This window comes from Halorubrum marinum, assembly GCF_048381195.1.
Classification (GTDB): Archaea; Halobacteriota; Halobacteria; order Halobacteriales; family Haloferacaceae; genus Halorubrum.
Map to the genome: position 1 here is coordinate 355,665 of NZ_JBLWMM010000001.1, position 16,557 is coordinate 372,221.

At 65.3% G+C, this 16,557-nt stretch carries 19 protein-coding genes; 8 read left to right on the forward strand and 11 right to left on the reverse strand.

All coding sequences use genetic code 11. The features are described from left to right. Positions 1 to 40: 40 nt before the first annotated feature. The 3 genes from ACNSN4_RS01760 to ACNSN4_RS01770 form a co-directional block, all read right to left on the reverse strand. On the reverse strand, positions 41 to 1,294 hold the full coding sequence (locus ACNSN4_RS01760) for a pyridoxal-phosphate dependent enzyme (protein WP_418284046.1): 1,254 nt from the start codon (positions 1,292 to 1,294) through the stop codon (positions 41 to 43). Further along, the gene (locus ACNSN4_RS01765; protein ID WP_418284047.1) at positions 1,294 to 2,250 is read right to left on the reverse strand and encodes a succinylglutamate desuccinylase/aspartoacylase family protein; all 957 of its coding nucleotides are present in this window, start codon (positions 2,248 to 2,250) and stop codon (positions 1,294 to 1,296) included. The genes ACNSN4_RS01760 and ACNSN4_RS01765 overlap by 1 nt, the downstream gene beginning before the upstream one ends. A gap of 158 nt (positions 2,251 to 2,408) precedes the next feature. After that, positions 2,409 to 3,377: an alkaline phosphatase family protein gene (locus tag ACNSN4_RS01770; protein WP_418284048.1), complete on the reverse strand. Its 969-nt coding sequence runs from the start codon at positions 3,375 to 3,377 to the stop codon at positions 2,409 to 2,411. Positions 3,378 to 3,798: 421 nt separating this feature from the next. Between ACNSN4_RS01770 and ACNSN4_RS01775 the strand changes: the two genes are divergently transcribed. After that, on the forward strand, positions 3,799 to 5,958 hold the full coding sequence (locus ACNSN4_RS01775; protein ID WP_418284049.1) for a caspase family protein: 2,160 nt from the start codon (positions 3,799 to 3,801) through the stop codon (positions 5,956 to 5,958). Here ACNSN4_RS01775 and ACNSN4_RS01780 read toward each other — a convergent pair. Continuing rightward, complete coding sequence (locus tag ACNSN4_RS01780) at positions 5,955 to 6,086, reverse strand: DUF7503 family protein (protein WP_418284050.1); 132 nt, start codon at positions 6,084 to 6,086, stop codon at positions 5,955 to 5,957. The two genes, ACNSN4_RS01775 and ACNSN4_RS01780, sit on opposite strands and share 4 nt — an antisense overlap. A 176-nt stretch (positions 6,087 to 6,262) precedes the next feature. Here ACNSN4_RS01780 and ACNSN4_RS01785 point away from each other — a divergent pair, with 176 nt between their 5' ends. The 3 genes from ACNSN4_RS01785 to ACNSN4_RS01795 all read left to right on the forward strand — a co-directional run bounded on the left by ACNSN4_RS01785 (position 6,263) and on the right by ACNSN4_RS01795 (position 8,834). Next, entirely contained in the window at positions 6,263 to 7,609 is a 1,347-nt protein-coding gene (locus ACNSN4_RS01785) for an MFS transporter (RefSeq protein ID WP_418284051.1), read from the forward strand. A gap of 75 nt (positions 7,610 to 7,684) precedes the next feature. After that, a complete protein-coding gene (locus ACNSN4_RS01790) occupies positions 7,685 to 7,933 on the forward strand; it encodes a hypothetical protein (protein WP_418284052.1) in 249 nt (82 codons plus the stop codon). Between the two features lie 103 nt (positions 7,934 to 8,036). Continuing rightward, a complete protein-coding gene (locus tag ACNSN4_RS01795; protein WP_418284053.1) occupies positions 8,037 to 8,834 on the forward strand; it encodes a helix-turn-helix transcriptional regulator in 798 nt (265 codons plus the stop codon). 15 nt (positions 8,835 to 8,849) lie between these two features. On the opposite strand, the gene ACNSN4_RS01800 is transcribed toward ACNSN4_RS01795, so the two are convergent. Next, complete coding sequence (locus ACNSN4_RS01800) at positions 8,850 to 9,029, reverse strand: hypothetical protein (protein WP_418284054.1); 180 nt, start codon at positions 9,027 to 9,029, stop codon at positions 8,850 to 8,852. A 116-nt stretch (positions 9,030 to 9,145) separates the two neighbouring features. After that, on the reverse strand, positions 9,146 to 9,679 hold the full coding sequence (locus tag ACNSN4_RS01805; protein WP_418284055.1) for an inorganic diphosphatase: 534 nt from the start codon (positions 9,677 to 9,679) through the stop codon (positions 9,146 to 9,148). Between the two features lie 331 nt (positions 9,680 to 10,010). On the opposite strand from ACNSN4_RS01805, the gene ACNSN4_RS01810 reads away from it, so the two are divergent. Beyond that, positions 10,011 to 10,370, forward strand: coding sequence for a PadR family transcriptional regulator (locus tag ACNSN4_RS01810; RefSeq protein ID WP_418284056.1), 360 nt, complete (start codon positions 10,011 to 10,013; stop codon positions 10,368 to 10,370). Between the two features lie 124 nt (positions 10,371 to 10,494). Here ACNSN4_RS01810 and ACNSN4_RS01815 read toward each other — a convergent pair whose 3' ends face one another. The 3 genes from ACNSN4_RS01815 to ACNSN4_RS01825 are packed head-to-tail and all read right to left on the reverse strand — an operon-like array spanning position 10,495 to position 12,129. After that, positions 10,495 to 11,172, reverse strand: a complete 678-nt coding sequence (locus ACNSN4_RS01815) for a DUF7108 domain-containing protein (protein WP_418284057.1) — start codon at positions 11,170 to 11,172, stop codon at positions 10,495 to 10,497. Further along, entirely contained in the window at positions 11,159 to 11,755 is a 597-nt protein-coding gene (gene rnhA / locus ACNSN4_RS01820; RefSeq protein ID WP_418284058.1) for a ribonuclease HI, read from the reverse strand. Before rnhA ends, ACNSN4_RS01815 begins: the two co-directional genes overlap by 14 nt. 17 nt (positions 11,756 to 11,772) lie before the next feature. Further along, the gene (locus tag ACNSN4_RS01825) at positions 11,773 to 12,129 is read right to left on the reverse strand and encodes a hypothetical protein (protein ID WP_418284059.1); all 357 of its coding nucleotides are present in this window, start codon (positions 12,127 to 12,129) and stop codon (positions 11,773 to 11,775) included. A 143-nt stretch (positions 12,130 to 12,272) separates the two neighbouring features. On the opposite strand from ACNSN4_RS01825, the gene ACNSN4_RS01830 reads away from it, so the two are divergent. From ACNSN4_RS01830 to ACNSN4_RS01840, 3 genes are all read left to right on the forward strand, one after another. After that, positions 12,273 to 13,238: a transcription initiation factor IIB gene (locus ACNSN4_RS01830; protein ID WP_418284352.1), complete on the forward strand. Its 966-nt coding sequence runs from the start codon at positions 12,273 to 12,275 to the stop codon at positions 13,236 to 13,238. A gap of 67 nt (positions 13,239 to 13,305) precedes the next feature. Beyond that, positions 13,306 to 14,628 carry a DNA repair protein NreA gene (gene nreA, locus ACNSN4_RS01835; RefSeq protein WP_418284060.1) on the forward strand — a complete coding sequence of 441 codons (1,323 nt, stop codon included), beginning with the start codon at positions 13,306 to 13,308 and terminating at the stop codon, positions 14,626 to 14,628. Between the two features lie 54 nt (positions 14,629 to 14,682). After that, positions 14,683 to 14,946: a preprotein translocase subunit TatA gene (locus ACNSN4_RS01840; RefSeq protein WP_418284061.1), complete on the forward strand. Its 264-nt coding sequence runs from the start codon at positions 14,683 to 14,685 to the stop codon at positions 14,944 to 14,946. A gap of 127 nt (positions 14,947 to 15,073) precedes the next feature. On the opposite strand, the gene ACNSN4_RS01845 is transcribed toward ACNSN4_RS01840, so the two are convergent. Then, complete coding sequence (locus tag ACNSN4_RS01845; protein ID WP_418284062.1) at positions 15,074 to 15,370, reverse strand: DUF7130 family rubredoxin-like protein; 297 nt, start codon at positions 15,368 to 15,370, stop codon at positions 15,074 to 15,076. Between the two features lie 179 nt (positions 15,371 to 15,549). Beyond that, positions 15,550 to 16,548 carry a radical SAM protein gene (locus ACNSN4_RS01850; protein ID WP_418284063.1) on the reverse strand — a complete coding sequence of 333 codons (999 nt, stop codon included), beginning with the start codon at positions 16,546 to 16,548 and terminating at the stop codon, positions 15,550 to 15,552. Positions 16,549 to 16,557 lie beyond the last annotated feature (9 nt).

Consider the following 16,557-nt stretch of genomic DNA (forward strand, 5'->3'; position numbering starts at 1 on the left):
CGAGCGGCGAGACGGCTCCATCCGACCCGCGCGCCGCCAGTCACCCCTTCAGACCGCTTCCCGTCAACGGGACGACGACATCGTCATCGGGCGCGATCGTCCCCCGATCGCGGAGCTCCCGGAGCGCGGCCGGAGCCACCGCACAGGTCGGCTCGGTGTAGAATCCCGCACGGTGAAGCCGGTCGAGCTCGCGGTCGACGGCCGACTCGGCGATCGCGACCGCGTCGCCGCCGCTGGTAGCAATTGCATCGATGATCTCGGCCTTCCGGACCGGCTCGGCGATCTGGATCCCGTCGGCGGCCTCGTTGATCCGGCCGTTCGGGTCGGCGGCGTCCGGACCGTGTAGCTCGCGGACGATCGGTGCCACGCCGGCCGCCTGCGCGCCGAACAGCCGCGGCACCTCGTCGATCCAGCCGGCTCGCTCAAGCCGACGGAACCCCCAGTACGCGCCGAGAAACAGCGTGCCGTGCCCGAGCGGCGTCACCACGGCGTCCGGAGCGTTCCAGCCGCGCTGGAGCGCGGTCTCGTATGCGAACGTGGCGGTTCCCTCGAAGAAGGCGGGGTTCCACGCGTGGCTGGCGTACCAGGCGCCGTCGGCACGGTCGTCTCCGCCTTCCGTGCCGCCGCGGTCTCCACCTTCGCTCCCCCCGTCGTTGAGCGCCGCCACGCAGGCGTCGGTCACGTCCGCGCGTGTTCCCTCGATCCGGACGGGCTCCGCTCCGGCGCGGCGGATCGCCCGGAGCTTGGCGTCTTTCGCGTCGGCCGGGACGTACACCTCGGCGTCGATCCGCGCGCGGGCGGCGTACGTCGCGATCGCCGCGCCGGCGTTGCCCGATGAGTCCTCGACGACGCGAAAGACGCCGAGCTCTCGGGCGCGGGTCAGCGTCGCCGTCGCGCCGCGGTCCTTGAACGATCCCGTCGGGAACACGTACTCCAGCTTGAACGCGGCGTTCCAGCGCGTATCGTCGGGCCTGCCGACCGGGTCAGTACACCTATTCGCACCGATGTGTGCGTCTGCGTCGACGAGCGGCGTCATCCCCTCGCCGAGCGTCACCCGATCAGTCGGGTCGTCGCCGACCGGAAGAAACGCCGAAAACGCCCAAAGCCCGTCGCGAGCCGCCGCGTCGGCCAACGTCTCGTCGGGGCGGGAATCCGTCGGAACCGGCGGATCGGCGAATCGGAGCGGCGACCCGCACTCGCAGCGCCAGCGGTCCGGGTAGCTTGTCCCGCAGTCGGGACAAGCGAGCGAACGGGGGCGTCCCGGCTCGTCTCCGCCGTCGGGGTCCGGGCGCATCAGTACCGGTCGACGTTGGTGCCGACCGAGCAGACGTACTCGCCCGCCGCGACCTGCGGGAGCCGTCGGGTCCGCCAGAATATGCCGTCGGCGTCGGCGGTCACTCGGCCCTTCAGCTCGCCGAACACGTCGGTCACCTCGAACAGCGCGTCACCGGCCGACACGCGCTCGCCGAGGTCGCGCTCGAAGCGGACGAGTCCGCCAGCCGGGGCGCCGTACTGGTCGAAGCCGCGCGCCCTGACCTGCTGTTCGGTGGCGACCTCTCCGTCGAGGAAGCCGTAGTACCGGAGCACGTTGAACACCCCTTCGACGCCGTACCGGATCGACTCCTCGTCCCAGCCGACGCAGCCGCCGAGCTCGGGGTCCACCGTCGGGATTCCGTGTTCCGGCCCGGTCCGCGCCAGCTGGCCGTCCGGCCCTTTGATGTCGAGGACGTGTCCGCAGCCGAACACTTTCGCGAGCTCCAGACAGTCGCTGTGGAGGTGGTGGCGGACGCCGCACCGCACCCGCGTCTCGTTTATCATTCGGCTCGTCGACCCTTGGTGGAGATCGAGAATGAGATCGGCGCGCTTCGCTGCCTGAAACGTTGCATGAGCGATCCGCTCGCTGGTCGTCCCGTTCTCGTCACCGGGGTAGCCGCGATTCATCTTCCGGTCGTCGATCGGATTCCGGTGTTCCGCGACCTGAAATCCGAAGTAGTTGACGATGCCGACGACGAGGACGGCGCCCGATAGCTCCATCGGGTCGATCCGCGGGACGACGCGGTTGATCACTCCAAGTCCGTTGAGTTCGTCGCCGTCGCTGACCGCCTGCATGTACAGCGTCTGCCCATCTGCCGCACCGTTGATGACGGCGACCGGCAAGCGCACGGGGCTCCCGTCCCGCGTCTCGCCCACTTCGAGACGGCCCGTCACCGTCTCACCCGGCTGGGCGCGAGCCGTTCCAAGCGTAATCATTACGCGAACGTGGGTCGGCGGCCCCTTTATCCGTTCGGTCCGACGCTCCGGTCGTGTTTCGCCCTACTGCAAGTGATCGTTTCGCACGAGACCCGATTCGTGACACTTCGAGCAGTCTCTACCGCCTGCTTCTCGTTTGTAGCTCGCCGTTGACCGCGTTACAAGTATCCGAGTTCCTTTAATTGGTCTCGCACGTCTGACGTCTGCGTTATCTCTGGTTCCGGGTCCGGATGTATGGTGCCGTGATCCTCGGCGGTCGTCTCGACCCACGGAACCTTCTTCAACGCGGGATGTGGCACGCCGAGAAAGTGACCGTACTGTCCCAGTTCTCCGAGCAGTTCTGCGTGATCTGAGGTGATCACTACCTTCTCGGCGTCGAGATTCTCGAGCAACTCCTCGATCGAGTCAAGGGCGACTCTGAGGTTATCGAGATACATCGAGTACAGCTCCTCGCGATCTACCCCTCCCGAAGCGATCGTCTCGTACGGGCGTTCCTCAGCAATCGTCATGTCTCGATCTTCGGCGACGAGGCCGTGTACGAACGGCCTGTGCGGTTGAAAGTAGTGTACGATGAGCCGATCGGACTCCCCTCTTCCCGCAGCGATCGCGCGTTCGGTGACGTAGGACGGTCCTTGTATCGTTCCGACAGTCTCCGTACGATCGGAGATGTCCTCGAACGGTCGTTTGTGATCTCTCGTGAACTCCACGTAATCGAAACGGTCCACGTCAACCGTGTTCCAGTTCGCGAAGAGGAAGGGAGTCGTACCTCTCGGCTCCAAGTCGTGTTCTTCTAACACGGCCCTCGCGTTCGGATTGGAGCTTATGAGTGCGGTCTCGGAGATGCTGTCTGCGTATCGCTCATCAAACGTCTTTACGTACCACTCCTGTGAGTTACTCCCGACGCTCCAGATGCTGTCTACGGTCTCGATGAACTCGTACTCGGGCGCCACCTCTCGCATCGCGTCCACGCGAGCGCTGTCGAGAACTATCAGGGCGTCCCACTCGCGTTCGAACACGTTCGTACCAATCGGGTAGCGGGAGGTCACCGACAGCCACGCTCCGGCATAGAGAAAGAACAATCCCGTAACAACACCGCTCACATCGCCTTTCACTGCCGCAGACCCCATCTCACTGGCCCAACGCGTAAAATCGGTCGGCATGCCCGTGCCTTCTCTCGGCTAGGGTATCGTTATCTATTAATTAACGTCTGAGACCGGTGTTTGGCGTGCTCTTTCCGCGTGAACTCCGCCAGAAACACGACGTCGAATCTGCCGTCTCTCCGATTGACGGCGCTCAACACGCCAAACTACGCTGACCGGTGCAACACTCCAATTGCAAACGGAACGGAAGGGAAACAGAGATGCCATCGAGCGAGTCGTTCGACAGCCTACGCGTCGAGCGTCGCCGTTCTCAAACTGCTCCGACTACACACTACCGACGCTCCCCGACACAAGCTTTATCGCTGTATCGGTCAACCTACGGATACTGACGACCGCGTGTCGGCCCCTCTCCGGCGGGTCCGACGACTGACGAACGCGGTCACCTCACATGAGCATCGACATCGACCCCCTCTCCGAGGCGGCCGGACTCACCGTCACGGACCACATCGAGAACACGCAGTTCGAGGTGTACACGGACCGATCGGTCGCCCCTCGTCAGAGCCCCGAGTCCGCCCACTACTTCCCCGTCGACGCGAGCGTTACGGTCGAAACCGGCTCGATCGAAATTCCGCGGGTTACCATCGTCGAGACGCGCTGCGGTGACGGAACGCTGCTCACGCGCGGCGACTCCTACGCGATGCCCGACGGGACCTATCACGTCGGGATCGACCCCGCGCCGACGAAGCTGTACCTCGCCTTCGAGTCGGGGTTTTCGGTGTCGACGACGGACCGAACCACCCGGATCGACCTCGACGCGGCGAGCGAGGTCACGCTCGGCTTCCGGTCGCTCCACCAGGTGCCGGCGGGGACGATCACGACGCCCACCGACCCGGAGTCGCTGATGCGGGCCGTGTCGCTGCTCGGCTCCGCGCTCCAGACGACGAGTCCCGAACGGTCGTTTCCCACCCTCCGCGGACATCCGCCGCTCATCGAACCGGGCGACGAGTTCTGCGTACCGGACCAGATCGAGCCGCTCGACTCCGGGGTCCGGATCGTCGTCCCCCCGGAATACCGCTACCTCTATACGGTCGTCTCGCTCGCGTACTACTTCGCCGCTGAGGTCGTCCCCGGGGACGCGCCCCGGATTGAGGGTGACGGCTGGATCTACCCGCTGGAGCCCGACTTCGAGCGCCAGTGCGCCGAGGTGCTCCGGCAGTCGTTCCACTTCGACTGCCTCGCCCGCACCGAGGGGTTCTATCCGGTTGACCTCCACGAGCACGAAACGACCGACGTCGACCTCGACTGGGCGCGGCTGTACGACCTCCCGCTCGCGGAGCGGTTGGGCGAGTACCTCGACGTGCCCTTCGATCGCGTCGAGCCCGAGCTCCCGCAGTGGACGCTGACGACCGACGTGCGGCCCGACCCCGACAACGTCGAGATGCTCCCGTTCGTCGCCGGGGAGCTGTCGATCGTCCGGTCCCCCGAGACGGTCACCCCGGTGGCCGCGAGCGAGGGGGACGGCGTCGGGTTCTTCCGCGGTCCGGGCGCCGACGCGACCCCGCGCTCGGCGCTGCTCGGTCCCGACGAGTTCGTTCGGGGCGCGACGGACGCCGGCGGGTCCTGTCCCGGAGGCGCCACCGACGCCGGCGTCTCTCGGGGTGCCGACGCCGCGGCCGACCGCGATGCGGTGCCCGCCGCCGCCGACTTCGTACGGCCCGAGCCGGTCGACACCGTCGAGCACGCGTGGGTCGGCGACGGCGTCCCGCTCGATGCCAACAAGGCCACCCTCGACGCGTACCACCGCCGGCTCGAGGCCGGCGCTGCCGAGCAGTCGCGGATCTCCGTGCTCGTCGTCTGCAACGACGAGCAGATGCGCGAGGAGGGCAAGGTCGCCGACTTATACGGGCTCCGCGATATGGTGCAGTTCGACATCGAGGTGCGCCACGACCTCACCCGCGAGGAGATGCGAGCGGTGCTTCAGTCCGACGTCGACTTCCTCCACTACGTCGGGCACGTCGACGAGCGCGGGATGCAGTGTACCGACGAGTACCTCGATCTCACGGACGACGACCTCGACGTCGGCGTCAGCGCCTTCCTCCTGAACGCCTGCCAGTCGTACCGGCAGGGCGAGGCGCTGGTCCACCGCGGCTCCCGCGGCGGCATCGTCACCCTCTCCGACGTGGCCAACTCCCCGGCGACCCAGCTCGGACGGATCATCGCCCGCCTGATGAACAGCGGCTTCAACCTCCGAACCGCGCTCCACGTCGCCAAGCGGGAGTTACTCACCGGCCAGCAGTACATCGTCGTTGGGGACGGAGGGACGACGATCTGTCAGAGTCGGAGTGGTTCCGCAGTAGTAATTAATCTTAAATCGGGCGGTTCTGGTGACTGGAATTTTGTTGCTAATATATATCCAAACGGACCATATGGCGCTGGCACATTGACGACACCAAATTTGGATTCTGCTAGGTCAAATTATTACGTTCCAGCTAGTGCTCATGCCACTGATGTTACAAAAAAGGAACTGACCGATTTCTTTAATTTAGAAGTTCTACCGATATTCGTTAACGATGAGTTAGATTGGAGTGACAGTATTTCACTCAATTAAGGACCTGGATTGGACGCAACTGCGCCCGCCGCCGCGGGCGCCGCCTGCGTCAGCAGGAGGAGCGCGGTGAACAGGACGCCGGCCATCTTCGGGTGCTGTGCCACGTAATCTGCAACACTTTCGTGCATATTACACAAGAAATCGCATGTAATAAAATCAGAGATTGTTGTGCGGTAATCATTTTATATTATTTGAATGTTCAGATAGAGTGAACTAAATTCCTCGCGTTCAGGCGACGCGACCCGCGGCCACGCCGAAGCGTTTGACCGGTACGTTAAAGCGCCTTTCGCCGGTGGCGACGCGTATGGGCACCGGCGACGACGTCGACCTCCTCGACCCGTTCCGACAGTTCTTCTCGCTGCGCCGGGACGTGCTCGTGCTGTCGCTGGCGATGTTCGCGTTCAGCCTGGGCTTCCAGATGACGAACCGGTACGTCCCGGAGTACCTGAGCGCGCTGGGGGCGAGCGCGTTCGTCATCGGGATGTTCGGGACCGTCGGCAACGTCATCGGCGCGGTGTACCCGTACCCCGGGGGTCGGCTCTCCGATCGGATCGGGTCCCGCGTCGCGTTGACGCTGTTCGGCGTGTTGTCTAGTCTGGGGTTCGCGGTGTGGCTCGTCGCGCCGCAGCTCGGGACGGTGACGGTCGGCGGCGTCGTCTTCGAGCCGTGGATCTGGATCTTCGTCGGCCTCTTCTTAGCGCAGGCGTGGAAGTCGTTCGGCCTCGGCGCGACGTTCGCCATCGTCAAGCAGTCGGTGCCGCCGGAACGCCTCGCGCGCGGGTTCGCGAGCACGGAGGTGTTCCGCCGGACCGCCTTCCTGGTCGGGCCGCTGATCGCGGCCGGCGTGATCCAGTACGTCGGAGATTTCGCCGTGAGCTTCCAGTACGTCCTCGCGATCGCGCTGCTGTTCGGCGTCCTCGCCACGGCGCTCCAGCACGTCCTCTACGACGCCAGCGAGGACACCATCGGCAAGCGGTTCGAGGGCGTTCGCGAGGTCGCCGAGGACCTCCGAGACCTCCCGCCGGAGCTCCGTCCGCTGCTCGTCGGCGACGTCCTCGTCCGGTTCGCGAACGGGATGGTGTACGTCTTCTTCGTCATCGTTATCACCCAGTTCCTGGAGGTCGGGCTCGACGTCGGCCCGGTGTCGCTGTCCCCCGCGGCCTTCTTCGGCGTACTGCTGGCGATCGAGATGCTCGTCGCGCTCGTCTCGATGCCCCCCGCGGCGCGTGCCGCCGAGTCGGTCGGGCTCAAGCCTGTCGTCGCGCTCGGTTTCCTCGTGTACGCGGTCTTCCCGATCCTCCTCATCAGCGTCCCCGCGGACACCGCGCTCACCGCGCCGCTCGTCGTCCTCCTCTTCGCGTTCTCCGGGCTCCGGTTCGCGGGCCTCCCGGCGCACAAGGCGCTTATCGTCGGGCCCGCCGAGCGCGACGCGGGCGGACGCGTTTCCGGCTCCTACTACCTCGTGCGTAACGCGATCGTTATTCCCAGCGCGGCGCTCGGCGGGCTTCTCTACGGCGGCTTCGGGGTGCCGGGGACGGACTTCGCGTTCACCGGGAGCCCCGTCCTCGCGTTCGGGCTCGCCAGCGCGATCGGAATCGTCGGCGTGGCGTACTTCGCGGCGTTCGGGCGGGAGTACGAGGCGTACGCCTGAGTTCAGCGTTGCGGTGACCGCAGCGGGATATCCACGCCCCGGCGTTTTTTGCCCCCGCGTGAGTGAGTCCACCGTATGACTGACGTCAAAACAGCACTCCGTGACGCGTTCGAGCACACCGACTACGACCTCGGCGACGTCGCGGTCAACCGTCAGCAGGTCCGGGTTCCGGTGCTACAGGAGGGCGCGGATCCCGACGCGCTCCGTGCCGTGATCGAGGAAGCGCTCGGTACGGACGCCGTCGTCGCCGCGACGGTCGCGACCGAGACCCTCGACGGTGAGGACACGATCGGGACCGTCGTCTCGTTCCAGTACCGACCGTGAGGGCGGTCTGTCGAGACGGAAATCGGTCTCGTTTGGAACTCGCGTACCACGACTGTAACGCGATACGGTTAACAGCCACACGGTCGTACTTCGCGCTCACACGATGACGTCCGATCGCGGTCACGACGGCGCACAGTACCTCGCCGGATCGCCGGTTCGGGTGGCGATGCTCCGAGCGCTCCGGGAGGAGCCCCGTCGTCCGGCCGATCTGACGGCGACGGTCGACGCCACGCGCACGACGATCCAGCGGATCCTCGCCGGATTCGGCGAGCGCGACTGGGTCGTCAAACGGGGTGCGGTCTACCGCGTGACACCGACCGGAAAGCGAGTTCACGACGCCTACGAGACGCTTTTGGAGGAAGTGGAGCGCGCGGATCGGTACGGGCAGTTCGCCGCCGACCTCGAACGCGCCGGCGTCGATTTCCCGCCGGAGGCGCTCGCCGCCGGGGAGCTAACGGTTGCGGCCGGTCGAAACCCCTTGGCGGCGGTCGATCGCCTCACAGAACTCCTCCGTGAAGGGTGTGGCGCCGAGATGCGGGCGGTCTCGCCGGTCGTCATCCAGCAGTTCAACGAAGCCGCCGCCGACGCGCTCGACGCCGGTGCGACCATCGAGCTGATCATCGACCGCGACGTGGTCGAGACGTCGGTCTCGGAGTTCGGTCCGGCGACCGAGCGCGCGCTCACAGACGACGACGCGACCGTCTACGTGGCGTCGGAACCCATCGAGTACGGCGTATTTCGGTACGACGAGATCGCGTGCGTGACCGCGTATGATCGGAGAAACAACCCGCAGTGCGTGCTCGAATCGACGGACTCGACGGTTCTCGAATGGGTCGACGAGCAATTCGAGTCGTTCGCCGCTGACGCGGTCCGGCTCTCGGAAATCGTGGACAACGCCTGAGGCGCCTCGGTCTGCTCAGCCGTCGGTGGACTCGTCGCTCTCACCGACGGTTCCGGTCGCGGTAGTCTCGATATCGTCGCTCTCTGTGTCGTCGCTCTCGATATCGTCGCTCTCGATATCGTCGCTCTCGCGGTCGACGTTCGCCGGGACGACCGTGTGGTGGTCGATCCCGACCGCAGGTGATTTCGCGCTCATTGCTCTACGTGAGTGTACCCGTTCGCCCGTCTAAAAATTACCCATGGGCATAACGCATGCCGACGGTGGGTGAGATGTTCAGAGATTATATTCGGCGCGTTCGAGAGACGACCGATCTACTGGAACTCGTCGGCGTACAGGTCCTGCGCGTGTTCGATCGCCTCTTTCGCGGTCGCCTTGTCTTCCCATCCGAGGGTTTCGACTTCCTTTCCGGCCTCGAGGTTCTTATACGTCGAAAAGAACTCGTCTATCTCGTCGCGGATCTGCTGCGGGATGTCCTCCAGGTCCTCGATGTGGTCGAACCGCGGGTCCTCGGTGGGTACCGCGATGACCTTGTCGTCCTGTTCGCCGTCGTCGTCCATCTTCATCAGCGCGACGGGGCGGGCCTCGATCACGCACCCGGGGAACGTCTGGTCCTCGACGAGCACCATCACGTCGAACGGGTCGCCGTCGTCGTAGTACGACTGCGGAATAAAGCCGTAGTCGTACGGGTAGTGAACGTTCGAGTGGAGCACGCGGTCGAGGACCACCGCGGGAATGTCCTTGTCGTATTCGTACTTGTTCCGCTCGCCCTTGAGACACTCCACGACCGCGTAAATCTCGTCCGGCGCGTCCGGTCCCGTCTCGAGATCCTCCCAGAGGTTCGTCATGTGCGCTGTACTCCGTGGATGCCTCGCAAAATCCTTTCGGGTTCCCGATGACTCCCGCGTCCGATTGTTCGCGTCATCGCCGCGGTTGCGGCAGCGATTGCCGACGGATCGGATGAGGGATCCCGTCTGTGTACGCCGCTTTCCCGACGGATCATCGCGCCTCAGCCGGAACCACTGGTAATCACTCGGTCTGTTTTTGGGTCGTAAACGAGCGGAACCGCCTTTGACACCTGTATTTACGGGCCGCTCACCCGGATTCGCAGACGATTACGTATTTAAAAACCGACGAATCTTGAGAAAGGTTATAAGTTCGGGTTCCTTTCACCCAACTATGTCAGAGGCACAATCAGTCACTGATGATGAGGTAACCAGATCCGCGGCCGATCTTACCGCGTTCCAACAGAACATCCTCGCCATCCTCTCCGAGGAGCCCATGTACGGGCTGGCGATCAAGCGCGAGCTTGAGAGCTACTACGGCTCCGAAGTGAACCACGGTCGACTCTACCCGAACCTCGACGATCTCGTTGAGGCCGGATTCGTCGAGAAGAGCGAACTCGACAAACGGACGAATCAGTACGAGCTCACCGACGCCGGCCACGATACCGTTCTCGGACAGATCGAGTGGGTTCTCGATCGGTTCGTCACCGATGAGACGCGCGCAGACGAGATCCGCGCGCTCCTCGACGCGTAACGCGACCCCGCACGACGCACCGGCATACAGACGACACAATCTTGGCACACGGCGCGGTGAAAACCGCGCATTCTACACCGCCTAGTGACGGCTCTGTGCCACCGACGATTCTGAATCGACCGAACTACGTCGACTCCGGGCCATCGACGTCGGCTGCCACTTCCTCGATCACGGCGAGCGATTCGTCGAGGACCGCCAGCTGTTCGTCGGTCGGCCAGCCGTTCCGCGGGAGGTACTCCTCGCGGAACTCCGCGCGCATGTCGGGTGTCGCGTCGTCGACGGCGCGCACGTAGTGATTGCTCATGAACGCCGCGAACGTTCGCGCGGTGTCCGCGTGAACCTCGCCGTGAGCGTCGGCGACCGCCTCGGCGACGGCGTCGTTGTAGGCGGCGATCTCGCGGAAGCGATCGGCGTCTCCCGGTCCCGACAGCGACACCTCGACCGCCCGCTCGGTCGTCTCTATCTGGTCGAGCTGAACGGTTCCGTCGTCCATCCACTCGTCGGGATACAACACGAGGGTGTCATCGTCTTCGCGCAGTCGCGGGACGTAGTCGTGCTCCGTCACGAGCGCGTCGCGCCGGTCCCGGTAGAACGCCGCCGCCTCGTCGTCCGCCGTCTCGCGCGCGAGCCGGGTGAGCCGCTCCGCCTCGTCGACGACGTCGATCGGGACGTCCGGGACCCGATCTCCGTCGCCTCCCTCGTCGCCATTGTCCCCGCCCGCGTCGGAGGCGTCTTCGGCCGCCATCAGTTCCCGTGCCTGCTCTTTCGCCCATTCGGGCGGCTCGTCGTTAGTTCGCGTCATCGAGTGCCTCGTTCGCTAGATCGTCCGCGCGCGCGTTTATTTCTCGCGGAACGTGACCGATCGACCATCGATCGAACCGCTCCAACAGTTCGCGGACGCGAACCCGCCTCTCGCGGAGGGTCGGGTCGTTGGCGTTCCACTCGCCGCGCACCTGTTTGACGATGAGCTCGGAGTCGCCGCGCACGTCGATCTCGTCGAAACCGTACTCGTCGGCCGCCTCCAGGGATCGAATCAGCGCGGCGTACTCCGCTTGGTTGTTCGTGACGCGCCCGATCCGCTCACCGCCCTCGGCGACGATCCCGTCGGCGGTGACGAGACACCACCCGACTGCGCCGGGGCCGGGATTTCCCCGCGAGGCGCCGTCGAAGTACACGTGGGCTCGTCCGCCGCCCTCGGTTAGCAGCGCGGTCAGGCGGGTCGGGTCGCTCCCCTGCACCACGACCTTGTCGTCGTAGGCGACGGCGACGGCTCCCTCGCGCTCGGCGCGCCACCGCTCATGGGCCGTGTTCCCGTCTTCGATCCGGACGCCGGACGCTTCGAGTCGCTCCCGCGCGGTCGCCGGATCGCAGTCGATCGTCGGCATTCGATCGCGCTCCGCGCTCACGGGGCAAAGGGCTGTCCGTCCGTCCCGCCGTATATAACTGACCGAACACGCGAGACGCAGTCGACAGGGAAGACGCTCCCGTGTGTCGAACCGCCGTGACGGAACTGAGCGCCGATCCCGGCGATTCGGGATTCGTCTCGACGGGTGAGTGGGAGTGGAGGCGACGGCTCGCTCGCGCTCGGCCGTCGCTTCTCGATCGTCGCTTCTCGGCCGCTGGCGTCGACGTCGAGTCCGTCGAACCGGTCGACGACGAATCGTCGCCGCTCCGCACGCTCACCAATGCGCAGCGGGACCTGCTCTCGGAGGCCGTCGACGCGGGGTACTTCGAGACTCTTCGAGGGGTGTACGCTCACCGAGCAGCCGCAGCGGAGCGATCGCCGGCTGGCGACTCGTGTGACAACCCCGCTCCCTCACGAACTTTTAAGTCAATCCCCCGGGATAGTATATAAATGCGATGACACGGCCAACCCGGCAACGGGATCACGACCGGCAGCGCATGCGCGAAGAGGAGGCCGATGAGACCGAAACCGACGCTGAGGGGGTCGATGTCGAGGAGGCGGACCCCGAAGCGCTAGACCCCGAGGACTTCGACCCGGCAGAGCTCACCCGAACGGCTGACGGCGAACTGATTCACGAGGAGACCGGACTCATCGTCGAGGACGAACAGATCGATCCCGGCCCGGAGTGGCGAGCGTTCAACCACTCCGAACGGCAGTCGAAGTCCCGCGTCGGCGCGCCGACGACGAAGACGATGCACGACAAGGGGCTGACGACGACGATCGACTGGAAGGACAAGGACGCGTACGGCCGCTCTATCTCCTCGAAGAAGCGGTCGCAGATGCACCGCCTGCGCAAGTGGCAGGAGCGAATCCGTACGAAGGACGCGGGCGAGCGGAACCTCCAGTTCGCGCTCTCGGAGATCGATCGGATGGCCTCGGCGCTCGGGGTACCCCGATCGGTGCGAGAGGTCGCCTCCGTCATCTACCGACGCGCCCTGAACGAGGACCTCATTCGCGGACGCTCGATCGAGGGCGTCTCCACCGCCGCGCTCTACGCCGCCTGTCGGAAGGAAGGCATTCCGCGCTCGCTCGAAGAGATCTCCGAGGTCTCCCGCGTCGACCGCAAGGAGATCGGCCGGACGTATCGCTACATCTCACAAGAACTCGGGTTAGAGATGCGCCCCGTCGACCCGAAGAAGTACGTTCCCCGCTTTTCGTCCGAGCTCGAATTAAGCGAAGAGGTCCAGTCGAAGGCGAACGAGATCATCGAGACGACGGCCGAGCAGGGACTGCTCTCCGGAAAGTCCCCGACCGGCTACGCCGCGGCCGCCATCTACGCGGCCTCGCTCCTGTGTAACGAGAAGAAGACCCAGCGCGAGGTCGCCGATGTCGCACAGGTCACCGAGGTCACCATTCGCAACCGGTATCAAGAGCAGATCGAGGCGATGGGCATTCACAGCTAGGGGATATCGGTCCCCCGCGTTCGCCGCCAGCAACGTTCAAGCCGTCGCGTCGACAACGTCTTCCTGAATGCGACTCGACGAGTTCATCGAGTTCGAGGCGAACGAGCGCGCCGAGCGCCGGCGACTCGCCGCCGAGAAGGACTACGCCATTCTCGACCACCTCGACTCGTTCGAGCGGCGCTTCGACGAACACGTCTCCGACGACGCCATCGTCGGGAGCGTCTCGCCCTCGATCTTCGTCGGTCGCGCGAACTACCCGACCGTCTCGACCGGTCTGCTCTCGCCCGTCGGCCGCGAGGAACGCGCCGAGCGGTTCGAGACCTCCGCGGCGTGGTACGACGAAGGCGTCTCTATCACCGACGTGTTCGACCGGCGGACGAGCCTGCTCAACTCGACCCGCGGAGTCGACGTGGCCGACGCGGGGAGGAGCGGCGTCAGCGTCGGAACCGACCCCGCGCCCGCTGACTCCGTCCACGACGCGTGGGACGGCTGGCTCGGCGTCCAACGCGAGGTCGCGATCGCGGACCGACCGGTCGACGTCGAGATCGGACTCGACGGGAGGCCCGACCTCGACTTCGAGGTCGGCACGGAAGACATCAAGACGCCGACCGGCCCCCGCGCCGCGGCCCGAAAGGCGACGCTCGGCGAGAATCCGTACGTTCCACGGCCGGTACAGAAGACGCTCGAAGACGACGACTGGCGCGCCGAGGGCGCGATGACGTACCTCTACCGCCGCGGATTCGACGTGTACGACATCAACACCATTCTCTCCGCGGGCGCGCTCGGCCGCGGGAAGAACCGTCGGCTCGTCCCGACGCGCTGGTCGATCACGGCCGTCGACGACACGGTCGGCCGGTTCCTCCGCGGCTCGATCCGCGACAACCCGACCGTCGACACCATCGAGGTCCACCGCAACGAGTACCTCGGGAACGCCTTCTGGGTGATCCTCGTGCCGGGGCGGTGGGAGTACGAGCTCGTCGAGATGAAATCGCCCGGATCGATCTGGAACCCCGACCCAGAGGCCGGCGTCTATCTCGCGTCCGCGAGCGAGGGCCGCGAGGGTCGGACCGGATACGTCGAGGAGACCGCCGGGGCCTACTACGCCGCCCGGGTGGGGGTTTTGGAGCACCTCGACGACCGCGGACGGCAGGCGAAGGCGCTCGTCTGCCGCCACGTCTCCGACGACTACTGGGGCCCGGTCGGCGTCTGGCAGGTGCGCGAGGCCGTCCGGAACGCCTTCGACGGGGAACACGGCACCGCGGAGACGTTCGGCGAGGCGGTTCGCGGCGTCGCGAGTCACCTCCCGGTGTCGCTCGGTCGCCTGCGGCGAAAGTCGACTATGGCGGCCGGACTGCAGGCGAACCTCGGCGACTTCGTCGACGCGGAGTGAGAAGGGCTCCCGCCTCGTCCGATCGTTTTTACCGCGGCGTTGAGTGGTGCGCATATGGTCCCGACAGTCCCCGCGTTCGGCGGTATCCCGGCCGGTCCAGAGCTACTGATCATCTTTCTCGTCTTCGCGCTGCTCGCGGCCCCGGTAATCGTTATCGCGGCGGTGGTAGCGTTCCTCAAACTGCGCTCCGACGGCGAGGAGACAGATGATGACGAAGCGGACGTCGACCGGATCGCGGCGTTAGAGGCCGAGGTCGCGCGGCTCCGCGAGAAGGTGGACGACCAACCGAGCGACCGCGACGGCGACGGTTCTTTATAAGTAGCCGCTGGCGGCTGGCGACTGGGTCGGTGGAGATTGCTCCCGCGATATCGGTCACTTCTCCACAGGGTTCCGTCGACTCGCGTTACCCGCTCTCGCCCCGACGCTCTCGCCCCGACGCTCTCGATCAGTCCTCCGCCCAGTAGTACAGATCCTCCCGCGGCGCGTCGCAGTTCGGACAGTTCGCGGGGAGCTCTTTTCCAATCTCACCCATCTCGCCGCACTCCCAGCACCGCCACATCACGTAGGCGGTACCGAACACGTCGCGGGCGTTGGTGAGCGTCAGCGATTCCGATCCGGACGGCGACGACACGTAGAATCCGTCGTCGTCTATTCCCCGAACGGTCCCGAGCCGTTCGCCGTCCTCGTCGTACACCGGCTGGCCGATCCTCATGTCGGCGAATACGGGTTCTTCGGCGACCATGCGGGGCTATACGTGCCGATCCATGATAAGTATGGTATGAGAAGGCGTAGCATTATCTACGCAGCAGTCGACATCTGGCGGACCGAAACGTGACCGAACAAACGTGCGGCGGAACAGCACACTCGCGGGTTCGCCGCGACGGAACCGCATACCGATGAACGCGACGCGGCGGAGCCGACTCAGGCGACGGGCGTCCGCTCGACCACGGTCCCGTCGACGGTCGGGTACTGTTCCACGATTTCGCCGCGATCGAGGTCGCCGTCCTCGATCATCTCTTCGAGGAGCCACCACGCGATCTCGACGTGGTTCGATTTGACCGTGTAGAACTCCTCGGGCACCCCGAGCGCCTCGAACTGCTCCGGTTCGGCGAACGACTTCCCGTAGACGAGGGTCCCGTCGTCGGTCACCTCGTCGAACTCGCGGCGGATGTTCTTCGCCATCCGCTTGAGGCGGTTCCGGTGCTGGGCGGCGTCCTTGAACACGGACGTACAGAAGTACACCTTCTCGTGGCTGGCCATCTCCTCGACGATGGCGGCGTCCTTCGACCCCTCGACGGCGGACATGTGTCCGTCCTGAAGCTCGAATCCCTCCTCCTGCATCCGCCGGTAGTTCCCGTCGCTCATCTCGAACTCGTTGACGTTACAGAACTCGGCGGCGCCCTCGTCTAAAAACTCCAAGAACTCGGTCTCCGCGCGGATACCGGGGATCTCGAAGGCCGGCGTCAGTCCCTCCTCACGGGCGATGTACAGGATCTCCTCCCACTCGGTGCCGTGCATGTCGCCCCACAGCTCCACCGGCGGATGAAAGCGAATCTCGTCGAGACCGGCCTCCGAGAGCCGGCGCATGTTCTCGCGACCGCCCGTGATCCCCGTGTAGAGGTGAGTGTGGTGGTCCTCGCCGAACTCGTCTTTGAGGAGTTCGAGGTACCGGCACGTCTTCGCCATCGCCTCTTGCGGTTCGCCGCCGGTGATCGAGGTGCCGAGCGCGCTCATCCGCTTGGCCTCCGTGATCACGTCCTCGTCGGACTCGACTTTGCGCTCGTTGGCGTACACGTCGGTGACGTTCTTCCGGTTCTCTCCGAGGGGGCAGTAGAAGCAGTCCCGCTGGTCGCAGTACCCGTAGACGAACAGCACCATCTTCCCGCCCTTGGCGCACTGTTCACAGCCCTTGGAGATCATCTATGCCTG